Source organism: Chryseobacterium populi, assembly GCF_000282115.1.
In the GTDB taxonomy this organism is placed as follows: Bacteria; Bacteroidota; Bacteroidia; order Flavobacteriales; family Weeksellaceae; genus Chryseobacterium; species Chryseobacterium populi.
This window is the reverse complement of sequence record NZ_AKJY01000030.1, coordinates 70,355-90,306: the sequence shown is the minus strand read 5'-3', so window position 1 is coordinate 90,306 and position 19,952 is coordinate 70,355. Positions and strand designations below refer to the sequence as shown.

General features: G+C 36.5%; 24 protein-coding genes, 1 pseudogene and 1 riboswitch. Of the genes and pseudogenes, 11 read left to right on the top strand and 14 right to left on the bottom strand.

What is annotated here, in order from left to right:
• The 4 genes and pseudogenes from PMI13_RS21545 to PMI13_RS09135 all read left to right on the top strand — a co-directional run.
• A pseudogene (locus PMI13_RS21545) lies at positions 1 to 359 on the top strand (hypothetical protein); the annotation flags it as partial.
• Between the two features lie 56 nt (positions 360 to 415).
• Complete coding sequence (locus tag PMI13_RS09140) at positions 416 to 1,657, top strand: MFS transporter (protein WP_007842938.1); 1,242 nt, start codon at positions 416 to 418, stop codon at positions 1,655 to 1,657.
• 168 nt (positions 1,658 to 1,825) lie between these two features.
• Entirely contained in the window at positions 1,826 to 2,014 is a 189-nt protein-coding gene (locus PMI13_RS20880) for a hypothetical protein (protein WP_007842937.1), read from the top strand.
• A gap of 334 nt (positions 2,015 to 2,348) precedes the next feature.
• Positions 2,349 to 2,534, top strand: coding sequence for a hypothetical protein (locus PMI13_RS09135; protein ID WP_007842936.1), 186 nt, complete (start codon positions 2,349 to 2,351; stop codon positions 2,532 to 2,534).
• A 76-nt stretch (positions 2,535 to 2,610) separates the two neighbouring features.
• Here PMI13_RS09135 and PMI13_RS09130 read toward each other — a convergent pair whose 3' ends face one another.
• From PMI13_RS09130 to PMI13_RS09105, 6 genes are all read right to left on the bottom strand, one after another.
• Positions 2,611 to 3,567, bottom strand: a complete 957-nt coding sequence (locus tag PMI13_RS09130) for a YeiH family protein (RefSeq protein ID WP_007842934.1) — start codon at positions 3,565 to 3,567, stop codon at positions 2,611 to 2,613.
• A 62-nt stretch (positions 3,568 to 3,629) separates the two neighbouring features.
• Complete coding sequence (locus PMI13_RS09125) at positions 3,630 to 4,511, bottom strand: LysR family transcriptional regulator (protein ID WP_007842932.1); 882 nt, start codon at positions 4,509 to 4,511, stop codon at positions 3,630 to 3,632.
• Between the two features lie 48 nt (positions 4,512 to 4,559).
• Complete coding sequence (locus PMI13_RS09120) at positions 4,560 to 5,867, bottom strand: voltage-gated chloride channel family protein (protein ID WP_007842930.1); 1,308 nt, start codon at positions 5,865 to 5,867, stop codon at positions 4,560 to 4,562.
• 30 nt (positions 5,868 to 5,897) lie between these two features.
• A riboswitch (Fluoride riboswitch) is annotated at positions 5,898 to 5,965 on the bottom strand.
• Positions 5,966 to 6,013: 48 nt separating this feature from the next.
• Positions 6,014 to 6,853, bottom strand: coding sequence for a GLPGLI family protein (locus PMI13_RS09115; RefSeq protein WP_007842928.1), 840 nt, complete (start codon positions 6,851 to 6,853; stop codon positions 6,014 to 6,016).
• Positions 6,854 to 6,890: 37 nt separating this feature from the next.
• The gene (locus tag PMI13_RS09110; protein WP_007842926.1) at positions 6,891 to 7,757 is read right to left on the bottom strand and encodes a sugar phosphate isomerase/epimerase family protein; all 867 of its coding nucleotides are present in this window, start codon (positions 7,755 to 7,757) and stop codon (positions 6,891 to 6,893) included.
• A gap of 7 nt (positions 7,758 to 7,764) precedes the next feature.
• Entirely contained in the window at positions 7,765 to 8,232 is a 468-nt protein-coding gene (locus PMI13_RS09105) for an acyl-CoA thioesterase (RefSeq protein WP_007842924.1), read from the bottom strand.
• Positions 8,233 to 8,352: 120 nt separating this feature from the next.
• On the opposite strand from PMI13_RS09105, the gene PMI13_RS09100 reads away from it, so the two are divergent.
• Genes PMI13_RS09100 through PMI13_RS09090 form a run of 3 tightly spaced genes read left to right on the top strand, consistent with a single transcriptional unit; the run spans position 8,353 to position 9,812 of the window.
• Entirely contained in the window at positions 8,353 to 8,706 is a 354-nt protein-coding gene (locus tag PMI13_RS09100; RefSeq protein WP_007842922.1) for an arsenate reductase family protein, read from the top strand.
• Positions 8,707 to 8,730: 24 nt separating this feature from the next.
• Positions 8,731 to 9,300, top strand: a complete 570-nt coding sequence (locus PMI13_RS09095) for a Crp/Fnr family transcriptional regulator (RefSeq protein ID WP_007842920.1) — start codon at positions 8,731 to 8,733, stop codon at positions 9,298 to 9,300.
• A 14-nt stretch (positions 9,301 to 9,314) separates the two neighbouring features.
• Positions 9,315 to 9,812 carry a DoxX family protein gene (locus tag PMI13_RS09090; RefSeq protein WP_238536296.1) on the top strand — a complete coding sequence of 166 codons (498 nt, stop codon included), beginning with the start codon at positions 9,315 to 9,317 and terminating at the stop codon, positions 9,810 to 9,812.
• Between the two features lie 77 nt (positions 9,813 to 9,889).
• Here PMI13_RS09090 and gcvT read toward each other — a convergent pair whose 3' ends face one another.
• The 4 genes from gcvT to PMI13_RS09070 form a co-directional block, all read right to left on the bottom strand.
• The gene (gene gcvT, locus PMI13_RS09085; RefSeq protein ID WP_007842916.1) at positions 9,890 to 10,966 is read right to left on the bottom strand and encodes a glycine cleavage system aminomethyltransferase GcvT; all 1,077 of its coding nucleotides are present in this window, start codon (positions 10,964 to 10,966) and stop codon (positions 9,890 to 9,892) included.
• A gap of 11 nt (positions 10,967 to 10,977) precedes the next feature.
• A complete protein-coding gene (locus PMI13_RS09080; RefSeq protein WP_007842914.1) occupies positions 10,978 to 11,448 on the bottom strand; it encodes a hypothetical protein in 471 nt (156 codons plus the stop codon).
• On the bottom strand, positions 11,449 to 11,958 hold the full coding sequence (gene idi / locus PMI13_RS09075) for an isopentenyl-diphosphate Delta-isomerase (RefSeq protein WP_007842912.1): 510 nt from the start codon (positions 11,956 to 11,958) through the stop codon (positions 11,449 to 11,451).
• Between the two features lie 100 nt (positions 11,959 to 12,058).
• The gene (locus PMI13_RS09070) at positions 12,059 to 12,661 is read right to left on the bottom strand and encodes a Pr6Pr family membrane protein (RefSeq protein ID WP_007842910.1); all 603 of its coding nucleotides are present in this window, start codon (positions 12,659 to 12,661) and stop codon (positions 12,059 to 12,061) included.
• Between the two features lie 235 nt (positions 12,662 to 12,896).
• Between PMI13_RS09070 and PMI13_RS09065 the strand changes: the two genes are divergently transcribed.
• Both PMI13_RS09065 and PMI13_RS09060 read left to right on the top strand, forming a co-directional pair.
• On the top strand, positions 12,897 to 13,301 hold the full coding sequence (locus tag PMI13_RS09065; RefSeq protein WP_034670004.1) for an LNS2 domain-containing protein: 405 nt from the start codon (positions 12,897 to 12,899) through the stop codon (positions 13,299 to 13,301).
• A gap of 92 nt (positions 13,302 to 13,393) precedes the next feature.
• Positions 13,394 to 14,353 (top strand): D-2-hydroxyacid dehydrogenase, encoded by a 960-nt coding sequence (locus PMI13_RS09060; protein ID WP_007842907.1) that lies wholly within the window; start codon positions 13,394 to 13,396, stop codon positions 14,351 to 14,353.
• A 54-nt stretch (positions 14,354 to 14,407) separates the two neighbouring features.
• Here the strand turns inward: PMI13_RS09060 and mscL are convergent, their stop codons facing one another.
• Positions 14,408 to 14,788, bottom strand: coding sequence for a large conductance mechanosensitive channel protein MscL (gene mscL / locus PMI13_RS09055; RefSeq protein ID WP_007842905.1), 381 nt, complete (start codon positions 14,786 to 14,788; stop codon positions 14,408 to 14,410).
• 178 nt (positions 14,789 to 14,966) lie between these two features.
• Here mscL and PMI13_RS09050 point away from each other — a divergent pair, with 178 nt between their 5' ends.
• Positions 14,967 to 16,478: a bifunctional ADP-dependent NAD(P)H-hydrate dehydratase/NAD(P)H-hydrate epimerase gene (locus PMI13_RS09050; protein WP_007842903.1), complete on the top strand. Its 1,512-nt coding sequence runs from the start codon at positions 14,967 to 14,969 to the stop codon at positions 16,476 to 16,478.
• 56 nt (positions 16,479 to 16,534) lie between these two features.
• Here PMI13_RS09050 and lgt read toward each other — a convergent pair whose 3' ends face one another.
• Together lgt and yidD are read right to left on the bottom strand one after the other, a co-directional pair.
• Positions 16,535 to 17,401, bottom strand: a complete 867-nt coding sequence (lgt, locus tag PMI13_RS09045; protein WP_034670006.1) for a prolipoprotein diacylglyceryl transferase — start codon at positions 17,399 to 17,401, stop codon at positions 16,535 to 16,537.
• A 424-nt stretch (positions 17,402 to 17,825) separates the two neighbouring features.
• Complete coding sequence (gene yidD / locus PMI13_RS09040; protein WP_034670008.1) at positions 17,826 to 18,074, bottom strand: membrane protein insertion efficiency factor YidD; 249 nt, start codon at positions 18,072 to 18,074, stop codon at positions 17,826 to 17,828.
• A 100-nt stretch (positions 18,075 to 18,174) separates the two neighbouring features.
• On the opposite strand from yidD, the gene PMI13_RS09035 reads away from it, so the two are divergent.
• Positions 18,175 to 19,452 (top strand): replication-associated recombination protein A, encoded by a 1,278-nt coding sequence (locus PMI13_RS09035; protein WP_007842899.1) that lies wholly within the window; start codon positions 18,175 to 18,177, stop codon positions 19,450 to 19,452.
• Positions 19,453 to 19,487: 35 nt separating this feature from the next.
• Here PMI13_RS09035 and PMI13_RS09030 read toward each other — a convergent pair whose 3' ends face one another.
• Complete coding sequence (locus tag PMI13_RS09030) at positions 19,488 to 19,925, bottom strand: hypothetical protein (RefSeq protein ID WP_007842898.1); 438 nt, start codon at positions 19,923 to 19,925, stop codon at positions 19,488 to 19,490.
• Positions 19,926 to 19,952 lie beyond the last annotated feature (27 nt).

The following is a 19,952-nucleotide window of genomic DNA, read 5'->3' as shown; positions in this document are numbered from 1 at the left end:
TTAACAAACTAAATTTAATAATTTTAATTTGTCTGAAAAACAGGGAAGTCTACCATGTCGCATTGAATAGAAAGGTTTGTATTGACAATGAAGGTAATTTTAGAAATTTCCTAGCACATGAAAGTATCTATGGGAATTTCAAAAATAAAAACATTACAACATTGATCAATGATAATGATTTTACTAGGAAATGGTTTATCAATAATGATAGTATTGACATTTGTAGGGACTGTCAATTTCGCTATATTTGTTTTGATAATTCTGATATTGAATTTACTGGTACTTCATGGAGGAAGATAAATCAATGTAAATTTGATCCATATACTAATAAATGGAAAGATAATCAAGATATTATATAAAAAAACCTTTCAAGAGATCGAAAGGTTTTTTATTTTTAGCAAAATTTAAAAAGCAAATGCAAGAACTTTCCACCTCTTCTAAATTGAAGTACATCTTTTCCATTCCTGTCATTATTTCTGCGTTAGGTTACTTTGTTGATATTTATGATCTGCTTTTATTCGGTATCGTAAGAATCCCGAGTTTAAAGGCTTTAGGCCTGAACCCGGATGTTGACGGAACCTTTATCCTCAACTGTCAGATGGTGGGATTGCTTATTGGTGGGGTTTTTTGGGGTATTTTCGGAGATAAAAAAGGAAGGCTTTCCGTATTATTCGGATCTATCTTAGTCTATTCTCTGGCCAATATAGCCTGTGGTTTCTTACCCTATTTTCCCAAAGAAAACCTGGTCTATTCTTATGCAGGATTGCGTTTTATTGCAGGAGTTGGGTTAGCAGGGGAATTAGGAGCGGGTATTACGTTGGTTTCAGAGAGCCTTCCTAAAAATCTGAGAGCTATCGGAACTTCTGTAGTCGCCGGATTTGGGTTAATGGGTGCGGTTGTTGCCCAATTAACAGTAGAATTATCCGGAGGATGGAATATTTCTTACATTATCGGTGGAGTACTGGGAATTATGCTTTTGTTCCTGAGAATAAGTGTTTCCGAATCGGGGATTTATAAAAATATTGAGCACAAAACAGTTCCAAAAGGAAATTTCCTTTCCTTTTTCACCCATAAAGACCGATTGATAAGATATTTGAAATGCATTGCTGTGGGACTTCCTACCTGGTACTGTATTGGGATTCTGGCGGTTTTGGCGAATCAATTTGCCCCTGAATTGAAAATTAAAGACCTTAATCCGGGGAAAGCCATTATGTGGGCTTATATAGGGATTTCTGTGGGTGATTTATCGAGCGGGTTTATTTCCCAGGCTTTAAAATCAAGGAAAATGGCTATTTTTTACATGCTTCTGTTTACAATCATTGGAGTAGCCATCATGCTTTTCGGGAATACGAATACAGAAACCAAATATTATATCTTCTGTGTCTGGCTTGGTTTAGGGACAGGGTATTGGGCCATGTTTGTTACCCTGGCGGCAGAACAGTTCGGAACCAATATCAGGAATACAGCAACCACTACCGTTCCGAATATGGTAAGAGGGCTGGTTCCTGTAATGATTCTTGCTTTTGATCTTCTTAAAAATAATTTTACAGTAGTGGTAAGTGCAGCCATCGTAGGAGCAGTGGTCTTCGGACTTGCTTTTTATTCGGCGCTTACCATCTCCGAAACCCATAATAAAGATCTGGAATTTACAGAATGAGTGGTGCTTAATTACTATCTCGGATAAATATTCGTTTAACTGACAATAACTATAATAAAATAAATAAATTATAAAATTTTACATTAAACTATGCTTTGAATAATAGATAATTGTTTAACTTTGAAGATATCATAAAACTATATTGTTTAATCTCAAAATCCAAATCACATGTCAAACAACATTTTTAAAAACGCTAAAAAACTAAAGAAAGAGGAGCTTAAAAACATCGTCGGCGGTATCATCGTTGATCCTGTTAAACCCGATTTGTCTTTATGCGGATGCAGCTGTACAGGAGCTGTTACAGGTCCTAAATATTGCGTTCAATATATTGCTTGTCCACAAGTAATCACTTGTTAAGCATTTATTGATACTTAGAATTAAACATTTCCACATTTAATATGCAAAAGCCCTTCGGTTATCCGGAAGGCTTTTGATTTTTTAAACACAATCTTAATTGTACAAGTGCTGTAAGTGAAAATTTAAAGATTACATTTCCTACCTGGAATTCCAGGATAAAAAGCAGCTATAGTTGTTTAATAATCCATATTTTGATTTTTTTACTTAAAGTATAGGTAATTGGTTTAAAACCAATAAATTATTGAATTTTGCTTTAAGTTGTGTTGCAGGTGATTAATATTTGTTTAACTTTGAGAAGTAACTAAACTAAATATTTAATTAAAAACTAAACAACATGAACATTAAAACTGCTAAGAAGCTAAAAAAACAAGATCTGAAAAATATTACAGGAGGAGTAAGCGGAAATCCTGATTTATCTCTTTGCGGATGCAGCTGCTCAGGATCTGTAACAGGTCCGTTCTACTGTAATCAATACATGGCATGCCTACAGGTATACACCTGTGATCAGTCTGCGATTTAGTTATTCCAACTGAAATAAACATTTCCACATTTAATAAGCAAAAAGCCTTCCGGTTATCCGAAAGGTTTTTGCTGTTCTAATAGATAATATAAAGCAGGCTGCCGGCACTGATGGTAACCCATAATAATACAGCAATGGCCAGTGGTTTTAAACCGATTGTTTTTAAAGTCTGTAAAGAAAGAGTAGAACCAATCAGAAACAAGGTTAAATTTAATCCTGACCTGGCTATAACTGTGATTGATGAGCTGAGGCTGTCAAAAACCGGGAAATAGGTATTCATTAAAATTGCCAGAATAAACCACCCGATAAACCATGGGATTCTGATTTTCGATTCTTTATTTTTGAAAATGAACATGGTCATTACAGAAACCGGAATGATCCATAAGGCACGGGCCAATTTCACCGTGGTTGCTATTTTTAAAGCTTCATTTCCGAATTTGGCGGCTGCCCCTACTACAGAGCTGGTGTCATGAATCCCAATCGCACACCACAGTCCGAATTGTTCCTGGGAAAGATGTAAGGCATTTCCAATGGCAGGATATACAAACAAGGCAATTGAATTTAAGGTAAAAACAATGGCAAGAGCCAGGGAAACCTGTTTAGTGCTGGGTTTGATAATAGGAGAGGTTGCTGCAATGGCACTTCCGCCACAGATCGCTGTTCCGACTGAAAGTAAATATGAGAGCTGTTTATCCAACTTAAAAAGTTTTCCAAGAAAATAGCCTAAAATCATCACTGTTGAAATGCTGATAACCGTTAGCATTAATCCCGTTTTTCCTGCCTGCAAAGCTTCATTAAGTTTTAATCCGAAGCCTAATCCGACAATGGAAATCTGGAGGAGCAGATGAATATATTGATGCAAGTGTTTTTCAAACGGATTGCCCGGGAAAACAGCTATGATGAAGCCTAAAGCGAGCGCAATAGGAGAGGAGACCAAAGGAGTAAGGCAAATAATACCTGATCCTATAAAAATTATTTTTTGAGATGCTTCATTCTGAATGAAACTTTTCACATGATAAAGTTTTGAAATCATGCTTCAAAATTCTACAAATTATCATCACAAAATAAATTGTATTTCGTTATTGAATATAACTTTTAGTTATTACTGAGATGCTTCAGAAAAAGTTTGATTAGCTGAGACTGTTCGCCCTTGGGAAGAATATAATGAAAGTTTCTTTCAATACTGAAGTTCTTTACATCCACAATACTTAAGGTATTGCTTTTGAGCTCAGCTAAAACCGTACTGATGGATAAGAAGGCCATACATTCAGAATGCAGAAGATAATTCTTAATGCTTTCACTACTTCCCAGCTGCATGATGACCGTAAGATCTTCCATCTGAATTCCTTTTTCTTTTAAACGATTTTGAATGAATTCCTGCGTTCCTGAGCCCTGTTCCCGGAAAATAAGATCCAGATGATATATATCTTTCAGGTGCAAAGTTTTACGGGCCAAAGAGTGATTGGCTTTTGCGACCAGAACAATTTCATCTGCTTTAAAGGGATGATATTCAAAAAATGATGATTGGGATTCACCTTCAATAATGCCCACATCTATTTTTCCCTCTTTGAGAAGGCTCGATATTATTTCCGTGTTATGGGTAATCAGCTCAATTTTTATGTCTTTGTAGTAAGAATGGAAGGTTGCTAAAATTTCGGGTAAAACATATTGGGCAACTGTTGTACTGGCTCCTACAATCAGTTTCCCCTTATGTTCCTGATTGAACTGATTGATCTCAAATTCCAGATCACGGTAGAGATTCCGGATTTTTTCGGCATATTCAAACAAAATTTTTCCGGCAGCTGTCAGCTGGATACTGGTTCCTTTCCGGTCAAATAATTTGGTGGCGAGTTGATTTTCAATTTCCTTAATATGCTTGGTTACAGCGGGCTGTGTAATATTAAGCTCTTCTGAAGCTTTGGTGAAACTCAGTCTGGAAGCTACCGTATGAAAAACTTTAAGTCTGTAATCAAACATGTTGTGATTAATTTTATGATGGTGTAAATCTTAGATGAAGGTAGAAAATTATTCAATGTCAGAAAAGCTTTTGTCCTGATGATTTTCGTATCTCCTGTTTTTGGCTTCCCCTATTTTTTGCTTTGCATAAATGCTGTTGTGTCCCGATAGCAAATAAGAAACAACGCAGGCAATTGCAATGTATATCCCGGATTCTGCTCCGAACAGTTCAATTCCCATCAGCAGGCAGGCCAGAGGAGTGTTTGTAGCGCCTGCAAATACTGCCACGAAACCCATACCGGCCAATAAACCCACGGGAAGGGGAATAAACAGGGATAAAGCACTTCCCAATGTCGCTCCGATAAAAAACAGGGGAGTTACTTCACCTCCTTTAAATCCGGCTGAAAGAGTAGCGATGGTAAAAATCATTTTTAAAGCAAAATCATAGAGTGGGAGCTGGGTTTCAAAAGATTCTATGATAACGGGAATTCCCAATCCGATGTACCTTGTCGTTCCCATTGCAAATACCGCGACGGCGACAATTGCTCCCCCGATGATCGGGCGGAACGGCGGGTATTTTATTTTTGATTTGAAAAGCTTTCCTGCCCAATGAATTATCTTACTGAATGCAGCAGCACATATTCCGAAGGCGATACCCGCCAGGATACTGTAGAGTACAGGGAAAAATTCAAGTTTGGGAATAAAATTGATATGATAATGTGTATGCTTTACCTGCCATAGATCGGTTGCCCAGTCGGCAAGAATTGCAGATGCAAAGGCTGGAAAAATAGCATTGTAACGTATTCTTCCGATCAGGAAAACCTCAAGCCCGAAAACAGCTCCTGCGAGCGGCGTTCCGAAAACTGAGCCAAAACCTGCAGCAATAGCGGAAATGATTAATATCCTTCTTTCATTTTTATCCAGCCTAAAAGGTTTGCTTAACTGGTCTGCAATGGCCCCCGCCATCTGTAAAGCTGTCCCTTCCCGTCCGGCTGAGCCTCCGAAGAAATGAGTAACAATGGTTCCAAGATATACAAAAGGTGCCATTCTGAACGGAATAATTTCTTTTGGATCATGAATGCTGTCTATCAGCAGATTGTTTCCGGCTTCAATATCTTTTCCCAGATAATGATACAGCAGCCCGATTAAAAAACCCGCCAAGGGAAGAAATGCAATAAGCCAGATATGGTTTTCCCTGAAGTTGGTTACCCACTCCAATGACTGTAGAAATCCTGCGGAAGCGGTTCCTACACAGGCACCGACAATAATACTGATGCAGAGCCATTTGAAAATGTAAGGAACAGCGGGGTATTTTCTGAAGAAAAACCTGAAATGGAATAAAGCGCTTTCGTTGAATTTTCGTTGATGTTTAGACATAATACTCCTGATTAATTATGGTTAATAATCTATTAATCAGGCGTCATCAGCTTTTGTAAAGCGGTTGGGTAAGGAAGAACACCATTTCCTTTAATGAGGCAAATATAATGAATATCAGTGAATTTTAAAGGAAAAAATGATAAGCTTTAATTTTTGTAATGTATGGCTTTATCAATTTCAATAGGGTTGTTATATTTTCGGATAACCTCCTGCATACTTCTGGTCTGCGTATTGAGTTCATCGAGATTATGAATTTCCTTTCCGTTGATATTGATATTAAGATTGCTGTTGTTTTTACTGAAATTGGTTCGTTCAAATGAAAAAGGATCATTGTAAAATTCCAGCATTAGCTTTTGTTTCTGTTTTTCGGTAACAGGAACAGCTTTTGTACCGAAATTGGATTCTACGAAATCATCTGTAGGATAAATGTCAGGAAGCGTTCTGCTGCTGATCAGGTTGTAAATAAAATTTTTCTTGGTATCGTAAAGCTCAAAAATTAAACCGGGTAATCCACGAAACTTAAAAGGACCTTCATTGAAAGGAATATCTTTGTTAAACCATGCGATCCAGCTTCTTCCGCCAAATGTAGCGGTTGCTTTCTGCAGGGTATAATTTCCTGTTTGTTTGGTTTCATTGACCATATTCCAGTTTATTTTATCAGTAGTTTTAAAAGAATAATATCCGAATTTAATGTTGATGAAATTTTCATGATCAGAGGTATTGATCTTTCTTTTAACGATCTGCCCGGTCATATCAACATGTTTGTTATCCATATTTCCGAACTTTTTATTCAGTGAATCTGCAATCATCAGGTTCCGTCCGTAAAATTTCACTTCTTTGGAGCTGATATCCAGGATCATATTGAATTTCTGATATTCGGTATCCGTAGAATCCATTTTTAATTGAAGCTCATAAGTAAATCGGTGCGTCTGGGCATTCAGCGAAATGATTAATAAAAGGAAGCATGATGCAAAAATATTTTTCATAAGTGATTTATTTTAATTTTAAAATGCCTGTCTGGTTTTACCTGAAAAAATTGTGACACTGTATATATTCCTTACTGATCGCAATACTTTCGAAAATATCTTTATCACTGGAGTCCTGTTCTAAAAACCAATGTTTTAGTCCGGCCTTTTCTCTGGCTTCAAAAATTCTTTTAAAATCAATAATTCCATTGCCTATTTCAGTAAAATCACGGGTATTTCTCTGCATATCCTTCACATGCCATAAAGAAAACCGCCCCGGATATTTATCAAAATAATCCAGCGGGTCCAGTCCTGCCTTTGAGATCCAGTACAAATCCAGTTCCATTTTGACGAGATCCGGAGATGTATTTTCTAAAATGAAATCATAGATATTGATTTCGTTATCCCACTTTTCAAATTCAAAATCGTGGTTATGATAAGCAAACTGAATTCCTGAGTTCTTTGTTATTTTTCCTGATTTTTCCAATAATTCAGGAAGGTTTTTAAAGTTTTCGACGGTTCTTTCTTCAGGAAAAAGATAAGAACAGACCATATATTGTGAACCAATAAAATTTAAATCATCTACAGATTTTTCCCAGTCATTCAATAAGGTCCCTTTACTTTTATCAACGATTCCGGTGGTGTGATGCGAGCTGATTACTTTAAATCCTGTATTCTTTAAAACAGCCTGGAATTCAGTTCTGCTTTTTCCGAAAAAACCTCCGTTGTAACCATAAATTTCCAATGCTGTAAATCCTAAGCCTGCCAGTTTTTCCAATGCTTTTTCCAGATCATCCGAAACCGCATCTCTTACGGTATAAAGCTGTATTGCTAAAGGTTTTTTATAGTTTGCAGGCCGGGATATTCCACGCGAAAATCCCATGAAACCCAAAGCAGAAAGGGTAATAAAATCTCTCCTTTGCATACCGGAATTACAGAAAAGGTTTCATTTCGTCCTCTATTTGGGTTCTCAGCTCCATCAGGCGTTTGGCATATTGTTCCTGTTGTTTTTCCTCTTCAGTTCCAGGAATCCATTTGGGAACCGGGAGTTTCTTGCCATTCTCATCTACTGCCACAAAAACGATAATACAGTGCGTTTTTTTATCGAAAACAGGCTGTTTCAAATTCCTTGAGAAAACGTTGATCGAAATATGCATACTTGAAGATCCTGTATAAATCACCTGAGCTTCTACCTTTACAATTTCACCGATCTTTATCGGCTCATAAAAACGGATTCCGCCTACATAAACGGTCACTGAATAATTTCCACTCCATGTTGTCGCACATGCGTAACCTGCCTGGTCAATCCATTTCATAACACTTCCACCATGTACATTTCCACCGTAATTCACATCTGAAGGTTCGGAAATAAACTGAAAAGTAATAGGTTTGTTCTGCATACTGATAAAATTTTAATAAAGGTATTTAATAATTTTCAAAATCTTAGATTAAATCATAATTTTGGACGATAAAACCTTTGGAAAAGTTGTTTTAAAAATAATACAAGTTAAAAAGAGAACATGAAAAAAGTCTTTTATCTGAATACCTGCGATACCTGCAGAAAAATATTAGCCCAATTTGATCTGACAGACTGGGAGCTCCGTGAGATTAAAAAAGAACCGGTAACCCAGGAAGAGCTGGCCGAAATGTATAAGAAGACCCAATCTTATGAAGCCTTATTCAGTAAAAAATCGACTCAGATAAAACTGAGAGAGCTTGATGCAAAATCATTGGAAGAAAAAGACTTTAAGAAATTATTGCTGGATCACTACACATTTTTAAAACGTCCCGTTTTCCTTACCGACAGCGATATTTTTGTAGGAAATGATAAGAAGAACTTGGAAAACCTGAAAGAATTCTTTGGCGTTAAATAAAGTTGACCAAAAAAATAAGCTGCTATGAAACAGATCCGGAATTATTTTGAAAAATCCGTTATAATGCCGGATGATGACTGGGAGCTATTTGCTTCAAAACTTAAAATTCAGACATTTTCTAAAAAGCAGCATCTTATCAGTACCGGTGAAACGGAAAATTATCTTTCCTTCATAGAATATGGAACAGTCCGTTTTTATATTCCCAGGGAGGAAGATGATTTTACTTTTTCATTTTCATTTGCTGATAATTTTGTAAGCGCTTATGATTCTTTTCTGACCAGAAAACGATGCAGTTATAATATTCAGGCACTGGAGGAAACTGTTCTGTGGAGAATATCTTATGAAGATTTAAACCTTATCTATGCTGAAACTGAAATAGGAGAGAAGATCGGACGGCTGGCCAGTGAAAGGCTGTATCTAGAAAACTTTAAAAGAGAAATATCCCTGCTTACAGAGACCGCTGAAGAAAGATATCTTACTTTATTTACTGATCAGCCTCACATTCTGAAATATATTCCGTTAAAATATATCGCATCTTACATAGGAATTACACCACAGGCACTGAGCAGGATCCGGCGCAGGATAATTTCTTAACCCGGGTTCATTGTTTGGGAAGATCATATACCGGAACTTTGCAGAAAAAAGAAATGCCGGAAGCTGTTTTACCTATCGTATTCCTGATCTCCCTGATCATCTTAAAAATAATCCGTAAGAAGTATTATTTTGCGCTCTCAGCCCGTATTGCAATGGCTGTAATGCTTATTTTCACAGGAATTGCCCACTTTGTGTATACTGAAGGAATGGCTTTAATGATTCCAAAGTTCTTACCCTTGAAGACTGAAGCTGTTTATTTGACAGGGATTCTGGAAATTATAATCAGCATCGCTTTACTCATTCCGAAGTTTGAGAAAATTACCGGATGGCTGTTGATCCTCTTTTTTATCCTGATACTTCCAGTCAATATATATGCGGCGGTAAATCATGTGGATATGAAAACTGCTTCATATGAAGGAAGCGGGGCCGGTTATCTGCTGTACAGAATTCCTTTACAGATTTTCTTTATAGCCTGGACGTATTTTTCCTGTATAAAATTTCCGTCGAAATAAATCGGGCTCATTTTAAGGAAATACATAAAAAAACCGCAGAAAACACTCTGCGGTTTTTTTGTTCAGATATTTTAATCTTATACAAAAGGAGCTTTCACTACTTTTGCAGGAATATTTTTATTTCTAACCTGAATGAAAATTTCAGAGCCCAGCTTAAAGTGAGGTTTATCAACATAAGCAAGTCCTAAACCTATCTTCTTCATTGGAGACTGTGTTCCTGAAGTTACCTTTCCGATCACATTCCCTTCAGCATCCACTACCGGATAATCATGTCTTGGAACTCCCTTATCCTGTAATTCGAAACCTACCAGCTTTCTTGTAACGCCCTCTTCTTTTTGTTGGGCAAAAGTATCTTTGGAAACAAAATCTTTATCGAATTTCGTGATCCAGCCTAAACCGGCCTCAATTGGAGAAGTGGTGTCATCAATATCATTTCCGTACAGGCAGAATCCTTTTTCCAGCCTTAAAGTATCTCTGGCAGCAAGTCCGGCCGGAATAATTCCTTCCGTTTCCCCTGCATTGATGATTGCATCCCAAAGCTGTTTAGCATTTCCATTGTTGAAGTAGATCTCAAAACCTCCGCTTCCCGTATACCCTGTATTAGAAATAATCACATTATTTACTCCTGCTACAGATCCTACCGTAAAGTTATAATAGGGGATTTCAGAAAGATTGGCTTCTGTCAGCTTCTGAAGGATTTCCGTTGCTTTAGGTCCCTGGATTGCTAATAGAGACATTTCATCGGAAGCATTGGTCATCTTAGCACCGAATGTATTGTACTTTGAAATATGGTTCCAGTCTTTATCAATATTTGAAGCATTTACGACCACGAAATATTTGTCATCTTCCATTTTGTAAACGATAAGGTCATCTACAATTCCTCCGTTTTCGTTTGGAAGACAAGAATACTGAGCTTTTCCGTTTTCCAGGGCATCTACATTATTAGTGGTAACCAATTGCAGAAGGTCTTTTGATCCGGGACCTTCGATGAAAAACTGTCCCATGTGGGAAACATCAAATAATCCCGCTTTTTCTCTTACGGCAAAATGTTCTTCCGTAACTCCGGAATATTGCACAGGCATTTCAAAGCCTGCAAAAGGGACTATTTTCGCTCCCAGAGAAACGTGTTTGTCGTACAATGCTGTTTTCTTCATATTTACTTTTATTACTTTATTTTAAAACTGTTAAAGGTTTCATTGAAAAGGTTCATATAATTGCCGTTCCAGTATTTCTGGCCACAATTAATAGAAATAAGGAAAAGGTTTTTATCTTTCTGATATACTTTCGTGATCCAGAAAAGTTTTTCATGCTCATCAAAATACTCATAAAAGTATTCCATATAGCCTTTTTTACCCTTACCGGATTTTATTTTACTTTCCTCATCGGTCGATTTATAGAGAGAAAGAATGAATTTTTTTACCTCTTCTTTCGGAAGGTTCAGGTCATGGTATTCGGAAATCGTAATGGCTCCGATTTCGTTGGATGGAAAAATATTGACAATGTCATTATCGTTAGTTGCTTTCCAGCCTTCCGGTACGTTGATAGAGTAGTTCGGACTGTCATAAGCTTTTGCTTTCTGGGCAAAAGAGAAATAACCTAATAAAAAAGCCGTGATCAAAAGTGTTTTTTTCATCATTTAAAAATGGTGTTTATATTCTTCGAGAATGATTTTAAACCATTCTGTAAAATTTTCCGGATTTTCAGAGATTTCTTTATCCAGATCTTCCATAGAAATATAGCGTACTTCTTCCACTTCCTCTGTATTCAGATTGAAATCAGCCTCATAATTTCCTATAAAAACATGGTCGAGTTCATGTTCCCAAAGGCCTCTACCTACATCAGCTTTGTAAATGAAACTGAATTTTTCTGACAGTTCGGTTGCTATTCCCAGCTCTTCTTTTATCCTTCGGTTTGCCCCTGCCAGGTAAGTTTCATCTTTTCTCGGGTGTGAACATACGGCATTGGTCCATTGACCAGGTGAATGATATTTTTCAGAAGCTCTTTTCTGGAGGAGCATTTCGCCTTTGCGGTTAAATAAAAAAACGGAGAATGCACGGTGTAGCAAGCCGTTAATGTGAGCCTGCTGTTTCTCCATCAACCCCAAAACTTCATCTTCAGGATTTACTAAAACTACGAATTCTTCCATTCCTACAAATGTAAGTCTTAAAAATGTATTTTGGAAATTTTTGGTAAAACATCATGTGATTATAGAGTTAACCGAAGATTTTAGCATCAGTAAGCGAAAATTATTTCTTCAATGCTTTCCCGATTAGAATGAAAATCACTGACAGTCCTGCAAAGAAGACCAATACCCAGAATGCGTTCATTAAAACCTGTGTAAAGCCTATGATGTTTACATCAACAAAAGGATAAGGATAAAAGCCGGAAAAGCTGCCTCTGATGATAATGAAAATAAAGTACAGTAAAGGATAAACTGCCCATTTAAGGATTTGTTTATAATTCAGGCTGCTTTTATTTTCATACAGATACCAATAAATGATAGTAAGAACAGGAATAACGCTGTGTAATAGCTCATCAACCAGTTTTTGTAACCCTTGAGGATTCCAGGTAGACCGGAGAATGACCTGATAAATGATTCCGACGATACAGATATATAGGGTAATAGAAGTTAGTATCCCCGGATCTGTATCTTTTTTAGATTGAGGTTTTAAAGCCTGAACGGTAAAATAAACGGCAACAATTAAATTGGTGAGAATGGTAAAGAAGCTAAAGAACCTGACTGTACTTTCCCAAAAAGAATTGATATTATTTTCCAGCAGTAAATAATATTGTGCAATCAGTGCAAACCATCCGATAAGACAGAAAATAAGAGAGAGTATTTTTTTCATGATTATATAAATATCATGGGATTAAATCTAAAACAAAAAATTATTTTAACGTCAATACAAAATACCATTTAATATAGAAAAAACTGAAAATAATTAATCATTATTGTGGAATTTATAGAGTTTTAATTTATTTTATTCGTAAAATAATTGTTTTTAGTTTAAAATTTTAATATTATCTAAGTTTAACTCTGCCTTTTGGTGTAAAAATCTTAACTTTGCAATTCAAATTTTAATGATGGAGTTAGAATATATCGAACACATAAGTCCCATACTGAAGGACGGTGTAAAAAACTATTTGATAGACATTGACGGAACGATTACAGATGATGTTCCTAATGAAGAACCGGAAAGAATGGTTACCTGTGAACCTTATCCGGATGCTTTGGCAACAATCAATAAATGGTATGATGAAGGTCACCAGATTTGCTTTTTCACTTCAAGAACCGAAAATTTAAAGCAGATTACGATCGACTGGCTGGATAAACACGGATTTAAATATCATAGTGTTTTATGCGGGAAACCAAGAGGCGGGAATTATCACTGGATCGATAACCATCTTGTAAGAGCAACCCGATATAAAGGGAAATTTACAGATCTTGTAGAAAAACAGGTGACCATCGAAGTTTTCAAAGAAGATTAAAGTATAATTCAAAGATTTAAAGATTAAACGATTAAAGTAAATACTGATTTTTTAATTTTTAAATCTTTCAATTTTTAAATATAACTGTATTTATGAAAGTTTTAGCAAATGACGGTCTGGATCAATCAGGTATTGATGCATTAACTGAGAAAGGTTTTGAAGTAATTACTGCAAAAGTTCCGCAGGAGTTTTTGGTAGATTATATTAATGAACATAAGATCCGTACATTACTGGTGCGTAGTGCAACCCAGGTAAGAAAGGATATTATTGATAACTGTCCGTCTATCGGGATCATCGGCAGAGGAGGTGTAGGAATGGATAATATTGATGTGGATTATGCAAGGGAAAAAGGGATTCATGTGATCAACACTCCTTCAGCTTCTTCGGAATCTGTGGCAGAATTGGTCTTTGCCCATTTGTTTTCAGGAGCAAGATTTTTACAGGATTCCAACAGAAAAATGCCTTTAGTAGGAAATACTGAATTTGCCGGCCTTAAAAAAGCTTATGCTGCAGGAATTGAGCTGAGAGGAAAAACCATCGGAATTGTAGGAATGGGAAGAATCGGGCAGGAAGTGGCAAGAATTGCCCTGGGCCTTGGAATGAGAGTAGTAGCGGCCGATAATAATGTAGGAAAGGCAAGCATTAAAGTGAAGTTTTACAACAACCAGTTTATCAATGTTGATATTGAAACTGAACCTTTGCAGGAAGTATTGAAACATTCGGATTTTATTACCCTTCATGTTCCGGCTCAGAAAGAGGGCTACATGATCGGTAAGAATGAATTTGAACTGATGAAAAACGGAGTAGCGATCGTAAACTGTTCAAGAGGTGGTGTTATTGACGAAGCAGCTCTAATTGAAGCTCTTGATTCCGGAAAAGTAAGATTTGCAGGCCTTGATGTTTTTATCAACGAACCGACGCCTTCCAGAGAAATCCTGAATCATTCAAAAATATCCCTGACTCCTCATACGGGAGCATCAACACTGGAAGCTCAGGACAGAATAGGTTTATCTCTGGCAGAACAGATTTCAAGTATTTTACAGATTCATTAATTTTTAATGAGTATATCCATAAAAAAACACCTCAGAAATAGAGGTGTTTTTATTTTATATATTGTTTTTGCTTTTAAGCAAATCTCTGATTTCCATTAATAATTTTTGATCGTCGGTTGGTCCGGCCGGGGCAGACTCTTCTTTTTTATTGATTTTATTGATCCCTTTAATCATGATAAACAGAACCAGCGCAATACATAAGAAGTTAATTATCGCAGATAAAAAATTACCGTAAGCAACTCCATTCCATGTAAGTTTTGCGATGTTTTCCGCACCTGCAGCTTTAAGAGCCGGGTTCAAAAGTAATGGTGTGATAACATCCTCTACCAGTGAAGAAACAATTTTACCGAAAGCAGCACCGATAATAACCCCTACTGCTAAATCGACCACATTGCCTTTTACAGCAAACTCTTTAAACTCTTTTATAAATCCCATAATTTATTTTTTAATGTTGTGTTAAACAAATATAACTAAAAATGTTATTTTTTTGCGTTTTTAAAGGATATTTATTTATGAAAAATTATTTTATAAATGGTTTTTTGAAAAGTTAATTTTTCTTTTCCCTAAGAAAATTGAATTAATATTTTCTAAATTAGACGAAGACTAATTCAATATGAAAATTTTTACGGCAGAACAAATACGTCAATGTGATCAGTATACCATTTCAAACGAACCTGTTTCTTCCATCCAGCTGATGGAAAGAGCCGCACAGGCATGTGCAGACTGGATTGCTGAAAATTGTAAGGATTATAAAACTATGGCTGTTTTCTGTGGCCTTGGAAATAATGGCGGGGACGGATTTGCGATAGCCAGAATGCTTTATCTAAAAGGTTTTGAAGTAGATATATTTATAAATGGGCCCAAAACAAAATTTTCAGAAGATGCAGAAATAAACCTTAAAAGATTAAAAGAATTTTCCGGGATATCAATCATCAATTTTGACGAAACCCATCATTACCGCAGCAAAACAGTAATTATTGATGCTCTTTTCGGAACGGGTTTGTCGAGGCCTCTGGATGCCGGATATAAAGATATCATAAACGAGCTGAATTTAAAAAACAGCCTCAAAATTTCCATTGATATCCCTTCCGGACTTTTTCCGGATCAGATTACAGCAGAAGATTCCGTAATCTTTAAAGCAGATTATACCTTAAGCTTTCAGTTCTGGAAACGAAGCTTTCTCCATCCGGAAACAGGAATATATGCCGGAAAAGTAGTTGTTTTAGATATTGATTTAAACGAAGAATATATTTCCGGGACGGAAACAGATTATTTTGTGATTGATGATGAGGTAGTGGGTAAAATATTCAGGCCAAGACAGGAGTTTTCACATAAAGGAACTCACGGAAAAGCTACTATGGTAGCGGGCAGCTATGGAAAAATTGGAGCAGCCGTACTTTCAACAAGAGCAGCTTTAAAAGCCGGTGCCGGGTTGACTTTCACACTGGCTCCGAGATGCGGCTATGAAATTTTACAGACTTCCTGTCCGGAAGCTATGTTTGTGGTAGGGGGTGAAAAATACATTAATAGTTTTGAAATTGATGAAAACTCAGCCTGTGGAATCGGCCCGGGCTTGGGAACTGATCCTGAAACCGGGAAAAACCTTTTACAATTTTTAAAAGATTACTCAAAACCGTTAATTCTTGATGCAGATGCATTGAACATTATTTCAGAAAATAAAAAAAACTTAAAGCTAATTCCTCAAAAATCAATAATAACACCACATCCTAAAGAATTTGAACGGTTGTTTGGAGCTGCTCAAAATTCGTTTGAAAGACTGGAACTGGCCCGTAAAAAAGCAGCTGAGTTCAATATTTATATTGTCTTAAAAGACCATCATACCCAGATCATTACCCCTGAAGGAAAAGTATACTATAATATTACCGGAAATGCGGGGCTGGCCAAAGGCGGAAGCGGAGATATCCTGACCGGCATTATAACTTCCCTTCTTGCTCAGGGATATACTGAAGAGTACGCGGCTGTTTTCGGGGTATGGATTCATGGTAAGGCCGCAGATTTTGCAGCTGAAAAATATTCTAAAGAATCAATGCTTCCTACAGATGTTATTAATGAGTTGGGAAATGTTTTTGAAGAGATTAACACAAAAATTTCAGTAAAGTTATAATCAATAAAAAAGCCACAAAACTGTGGCTTTATCTGCATTTTATTTCAAAATTATCTTTATTCAGGTTTTTCGTTTTCTGCCTGGGTGATTCTGAATTTTTTAGACATGATCATAATGATAAATCCGGCAATCATAAAAGGTATGGAAAGCACCTGACCTGTATTTAAACCTCCGATCTGGATAAACTCATCACCCTGAGGCTCTTTTAAAAATTCTACAAAGAATCTTATGGCCCAGAGAATAATAAAGAATAATCCGAATAACCATCCCTGCTGATATTTTTTGTTTGTTTTTTTGTACAGAACCCATAATAAAACAAACAAAAGCACATATCCTACTGCTTCAAAAAGCTGGGTAGGATAACGTGGAACCGTTAAGCCGTATTCACTGCTCTGCTGAGGAAATAATAAGGCAAACGGAGAATTCGGGTCTACAGGTTTTCCTACAATTTCAGAATTGAAAAAGTTCCCCATTCTTACAAAAGCACCACCCAGCGATACGACAATACCTAGTCTGTCATATACCCAGAAAGGATTTTTTTTGATGATCTTAAATGAATAATATAATGTTGTGAAAATTAAGGCGATGGTAGCTCCATGACTTGCCAACCCTGAAAATCCTGTGAATTTTAAACCGTTTTTAGTACTGATCGGTAAAAACACACTCCAGAAATCTTCTTTAAAAAGTTCCGGCTGGTAAAAAATAACGTGTCCCATTCTTGCCCCAAGAATGGTTCCGATTAAAGTCCATGTGAAAAGAGGCTCTAAATATTTTTGGTTAACGTTGTCGATTTTGAAAATCATGGTCATCAGAAGGTACCCGAATCCAAAAGCGAAAATAAACATTAAGCTATAGTAATGCAGGGTAATAGGCCCCAGATGAATACCTGTTGAAGGATCCCAGATCTTAAACGGAGTTTTCAGCTGTACCTGATCAGCTGATGCAATGGGCTGTGCAGATCTTACGGCATATTTGAAAGTTTCAATATTTTCAGGAGTTGCAGCAGCATCGATTAATTTAAAATCTTTGCTGAAGAACTGGTACCTTGCATTTTTATATTTAGCCAGAGTTAATACACTGTAATTAAAATAGGCCGGTTCAAAGTTAGATTTATTTAAGATAACCAGGACATTGCCTTCCGTTTTCTTATCAGCAAAAGCGTCAAGATCTCCAAGCTCTGTTGTGGAATAGATTTTTACCGGGATCTCCGTGCTGTTTATTTTTAAAGTTCCGTCGGATAGACCGCCCGGGTATTCCTGCGCAAAAAAACACTGAGTGATGAACGCAAATAATACAAGGTAAATTCTGAAAAAAATATTACTCATTTCTATTTTTTTGATAGTTTATTTATTTTAAATTTTTTGGAGGTACGGGATCATATCCGCTTCCGCCCCAGGGATGGCATTTTGAAATTCTTCTGATACCCAGCCAGAATCCTTTAAAAACACCGTGCACCTGTAACGCTTCTACCATATAATGGGAACAGGTGGGTTCATACCGGCAGTTTTTGGGGAGTAAGGGCGAGATAAACCACTGGTAAAATTTTATTAGAATTACCAGGGGAAATATGATGATTTTATTGAATGTAAGTTTCAAAACAATGCAAAAATAGGGTAAAAAAATGAAAATTAGTTTAAATTTGTTATAAGTTTCAGAGGTGAAATCTGAGCAATGCATTTAAAAATTTTAAAAAATCTTGAATCAAAATATTCCATTGGCTGAAAAACTCAGACCCAAAACTTTAGACGAAGTTCTTGGGCAGGAGCATCTTACCGGAGAAAAAGGGACCATAAGAAAAATGGTTGAAAACGATACCTTAAATTCTCTTATTTTCTGGGGCCCGCCAGGAACCGGGAAGACCACTTTGGCGGAAATTATTTCTGAAAAATCAGGCCGGAAATTTTATAAGCTTTCTGCCGTATCTTCCGGAGTGAAAGATGTGCGTGACGTTATTGATGAAGCGAAAAAACAAAATTTGTTTTCAGGGAAATCACCGATTTTATTCATTGATGAAATTCACCGATTTAATAAATCCCAACAGGATTCATTACTTCATGCCGTGGAGAAGGGCTGGATTGTCCTGATAGGAGCCACGACTGAAAACCCCAGCTTTGAAGTGGTTTCAGCCTTGTTATCAAGAAGCCAGGTGTATGTACTGAAAGCTTTAAGCTATGAAAAGCTGGAAGAGCTTATTGATATTGCCGGTAAGAGATACAACGAGGATGAGAAAACAGATTTTAAAATTCTCGAAAAAGAAGCTTTTATTCAATATTCAGGTGGGGATGCACGAAAACTGATCAATTCGGTAGAGCTTGTTCTGAACCAATATAAAAATTCTGACCAGAAAGAAATTATTAACGAAGATGTTCTTGCTGTTTTACAGGAAACCATGGCGCTGTATGATAAAAACGGTGAGCAGCATTATGATATTATTTCCGCTTTCATAAAATCTATGCGGGGCAGTGATCCTAATGGAGCGGTATACTGGCTGGCCAGAATGATTGCAGGCGGAGAAGATATTAAATTTATTGCAAGAAGAATGCTTATTCTGGCGGCAGAAGATATTGGTCTGGCCAATCCGAATGCTCTGGTGATTGCAAATAATTGTTTCCAATCTGTGAATGTGATCGGTAATCCCGAAGCACGGATTATTCTGAGTGAAACAGCCGTTTATCTGGCCGTTTCACCGAAAAGTAATTCTGCGTACATGGCTATTAATGATGCATTAGCTTTGGTAAAGCAAACCGGGAATCTGCCTGTGCCTTTACATTTAAGAAATGCACCCACAAAGCTGATGAAAGAAATGGATTATGGAAAAGAGTACAAATACGCCCATTCGTATGAAGGAAATTTCGTTAATCAGGATTTTCTTCCGGAAGAAATTAAAAATGTGAAATTGTATGAGCCCGGTAATAATGCGACAGAGAAGAAAATTTATGAAGAACTAAAGAAAAAATGGACAAACAAATATTAAATAAAAAAAGGTACTTATTCAGTACCTTATTTTATTTATTTCTGGGTGGTTGTGATAAATAATGTTTTTTTACCGTTATAATCCTTTACCTGTACATTAGCCAGGATATCTCCGAAAACATTGGTTTCTGTATTGGTGAATTCATAGCCTTCAATATATACCGGAGTATCTTTAGCTACATTGTTTTGCTGGTTAAGCTGTGCCAGCGATATTCTGTCCAGGTTATCATAACCTTTTTTGAGCTTGAATTCAGCTATTCCGTTTTCTGCCAGATAATCATATTTTTTAAGATTCTGAGGTAAGGTAGCAGCAGTTTTGTATACATGCATACTTTGAATAGCAGCTTCTTTACCTTTAAACATATCTACTGTTCCGATAACATCATTTGCTACAGCAAATTTTGTGGCAGGATTCTTCTGTCCGAATAAACAAGCAGAAGAAAATAATAAAAAAGAGTAGAGTATTTTTTTCATAATTGATAGAATAAGTAATGATTAAAA

What these genes read in the sequence shown, in the direction of transcription:
- PMI13_RS09080 (WP_007842914.1), bottom strand. Translation starts at nt 11,448, where the DNA reads ATGATGAAAAAAACACTTTTGATCACGGCTTTTTTATTAGGTTATTTC.
- gcvT (WP_007842916.1), bottom strand. Translation starts at nt 10,966, where the DNA reads ATGAAGAAAACAGCATTGTACGACAAACACGTTTCTCTGGGAGCGAAA.
- mscL (WP_007842905.1), bottom strand. Translation starts at nt 14,788, where the DNA reads ATGGGATTTATAAAAGAGTTTAAAGAGTTTGCTGTAAAAGGCAATGTG.
- PMI13_RS09130 (WP_007842934.1), bottom strand. Translation starts at nt 3,567, where the DNA reads ATGATTTCAAAACTTTATCATGTGAAAAGTTTCATTCAGAATGAAGCA.
- PMI13_RS09120 (WP_007842930.1), bottom strand. Translation starts at nt 5,867, where the DNA reads ATGTCTAAACATCAACGAAAATTCAACGAAAGCGCTTTATTCCATTTC.
- PMI13_RS09115 (WP_007842928.1), bottom strand. Translation starts at nt 6,853, where the DNA reads ATGAAAAATATTTTTGCATCATGCTTCCTTTTATTAATCATTTCGCTG.
- PMI13_RS09065 (WP_034670004.1), top strand. Translation starts at nt 12,897, where the DNA reads ATGGAGTTAGAATATATCGAACACATAAGTCCCATACTGAAGGACGGT.
- PMI13_RS09105 (WP_007842924.1), bottom strand. Translation starts at nt 8,232, where the DNA reads ATGCAGAACAAACCTATTACTTTTCAGTTTATTTCCGAACCTTCAGAT.
- PMI13_RS09100 (WP_007842922.1), top strand. Translation starts at nt 8,353, where the DNA reads ATGAAAAAAGTCTTTTATCTGAATACCTGCGATACCTGCAGAAAAATA.
- idi (WP_007842912.1), bottom strand. Translation starts at nt 11,958, where the DNA reads ATGGAAGAATTCGTAGTTTTAGTAAATCCTGAAGATGAAGTTTTGGGG.
- PMI13_RS09125 (WP_007842932.1), bottom strand. Translation starts at nt 4,511, where the DNA reads ATGTTTGATTACAGACTTAAAGTTTTTCATACGGTAGCTTCCAGACTG.
- PMI13_RS09050 (WP_007842903.1), top strand. Translation starts at nt 14,967, where the DNA reads ATGAAAATTTTTACGGCAGAACAAATACGTCAATGTGATCAGTATACC.
- PMI13_RS09060 (WP_007842907.1), top strand. Translation starts at nt 13,394, where the DNA reads ATGAAAGTTTTAGCAAATGACGGTCTGGATCAATCAGGTATTGATGCA.
- PMI13_RS09140 (WP_007842938.1), top strand. Translation starts at nt 416, where the DNA reads ATGCAAGAACTTTCCACCTCTTCTAAATTGAAGTACATCTTTTCCATT.
- PMI13_RS09095 (WP_007842920.1), top strand. Translation starts at nt 8,731, where the DNA reads ATGAAACAGATCCGGAATTATTTTGAAAAATCCGTTATAATGCCGGAT.
- PMI13_RS09135 (WP_007842936.1), top strand. Translation starts at nt 2,349, where the DNA reads ATGAACATTAAAACTGCTAAGAAGCTAAAAAAACAAGATCTGAAAAAT.
- PMI13_RS09030 (WP_007842898.1), bottom strand. Translation starts at nt 19,925, where the DNA reads ATGAAAAAAATACTCTACTCTTTTTTATTATTTTCTTCTGCTTGTTTA.
- PMI13_RS09110 (WP_007842926.1), bottom strand. Translation starts at nt 7,757, where the DNA reads ATGCAAAGGAGAGATTTTATTACCCTTTCTGCTTTGGGTTTCATGGGA.
- PMI13_RS20880 (WP_007842937.1), top strand. Translation starts at nt 1,826, where the DNA reads ATGTCAAACAACATTTTTAAAAACGCTAAAAAACTAAAGAAAGAGGAG.
- PMI13_RS09070 (WP_007842910.1), bottom strand. Translation starts at nt 12,661, where the DNA reads ATGAAAAAAATACTCTCTCTTATTTTCTGTCTTATCGGATGGTTTGCA.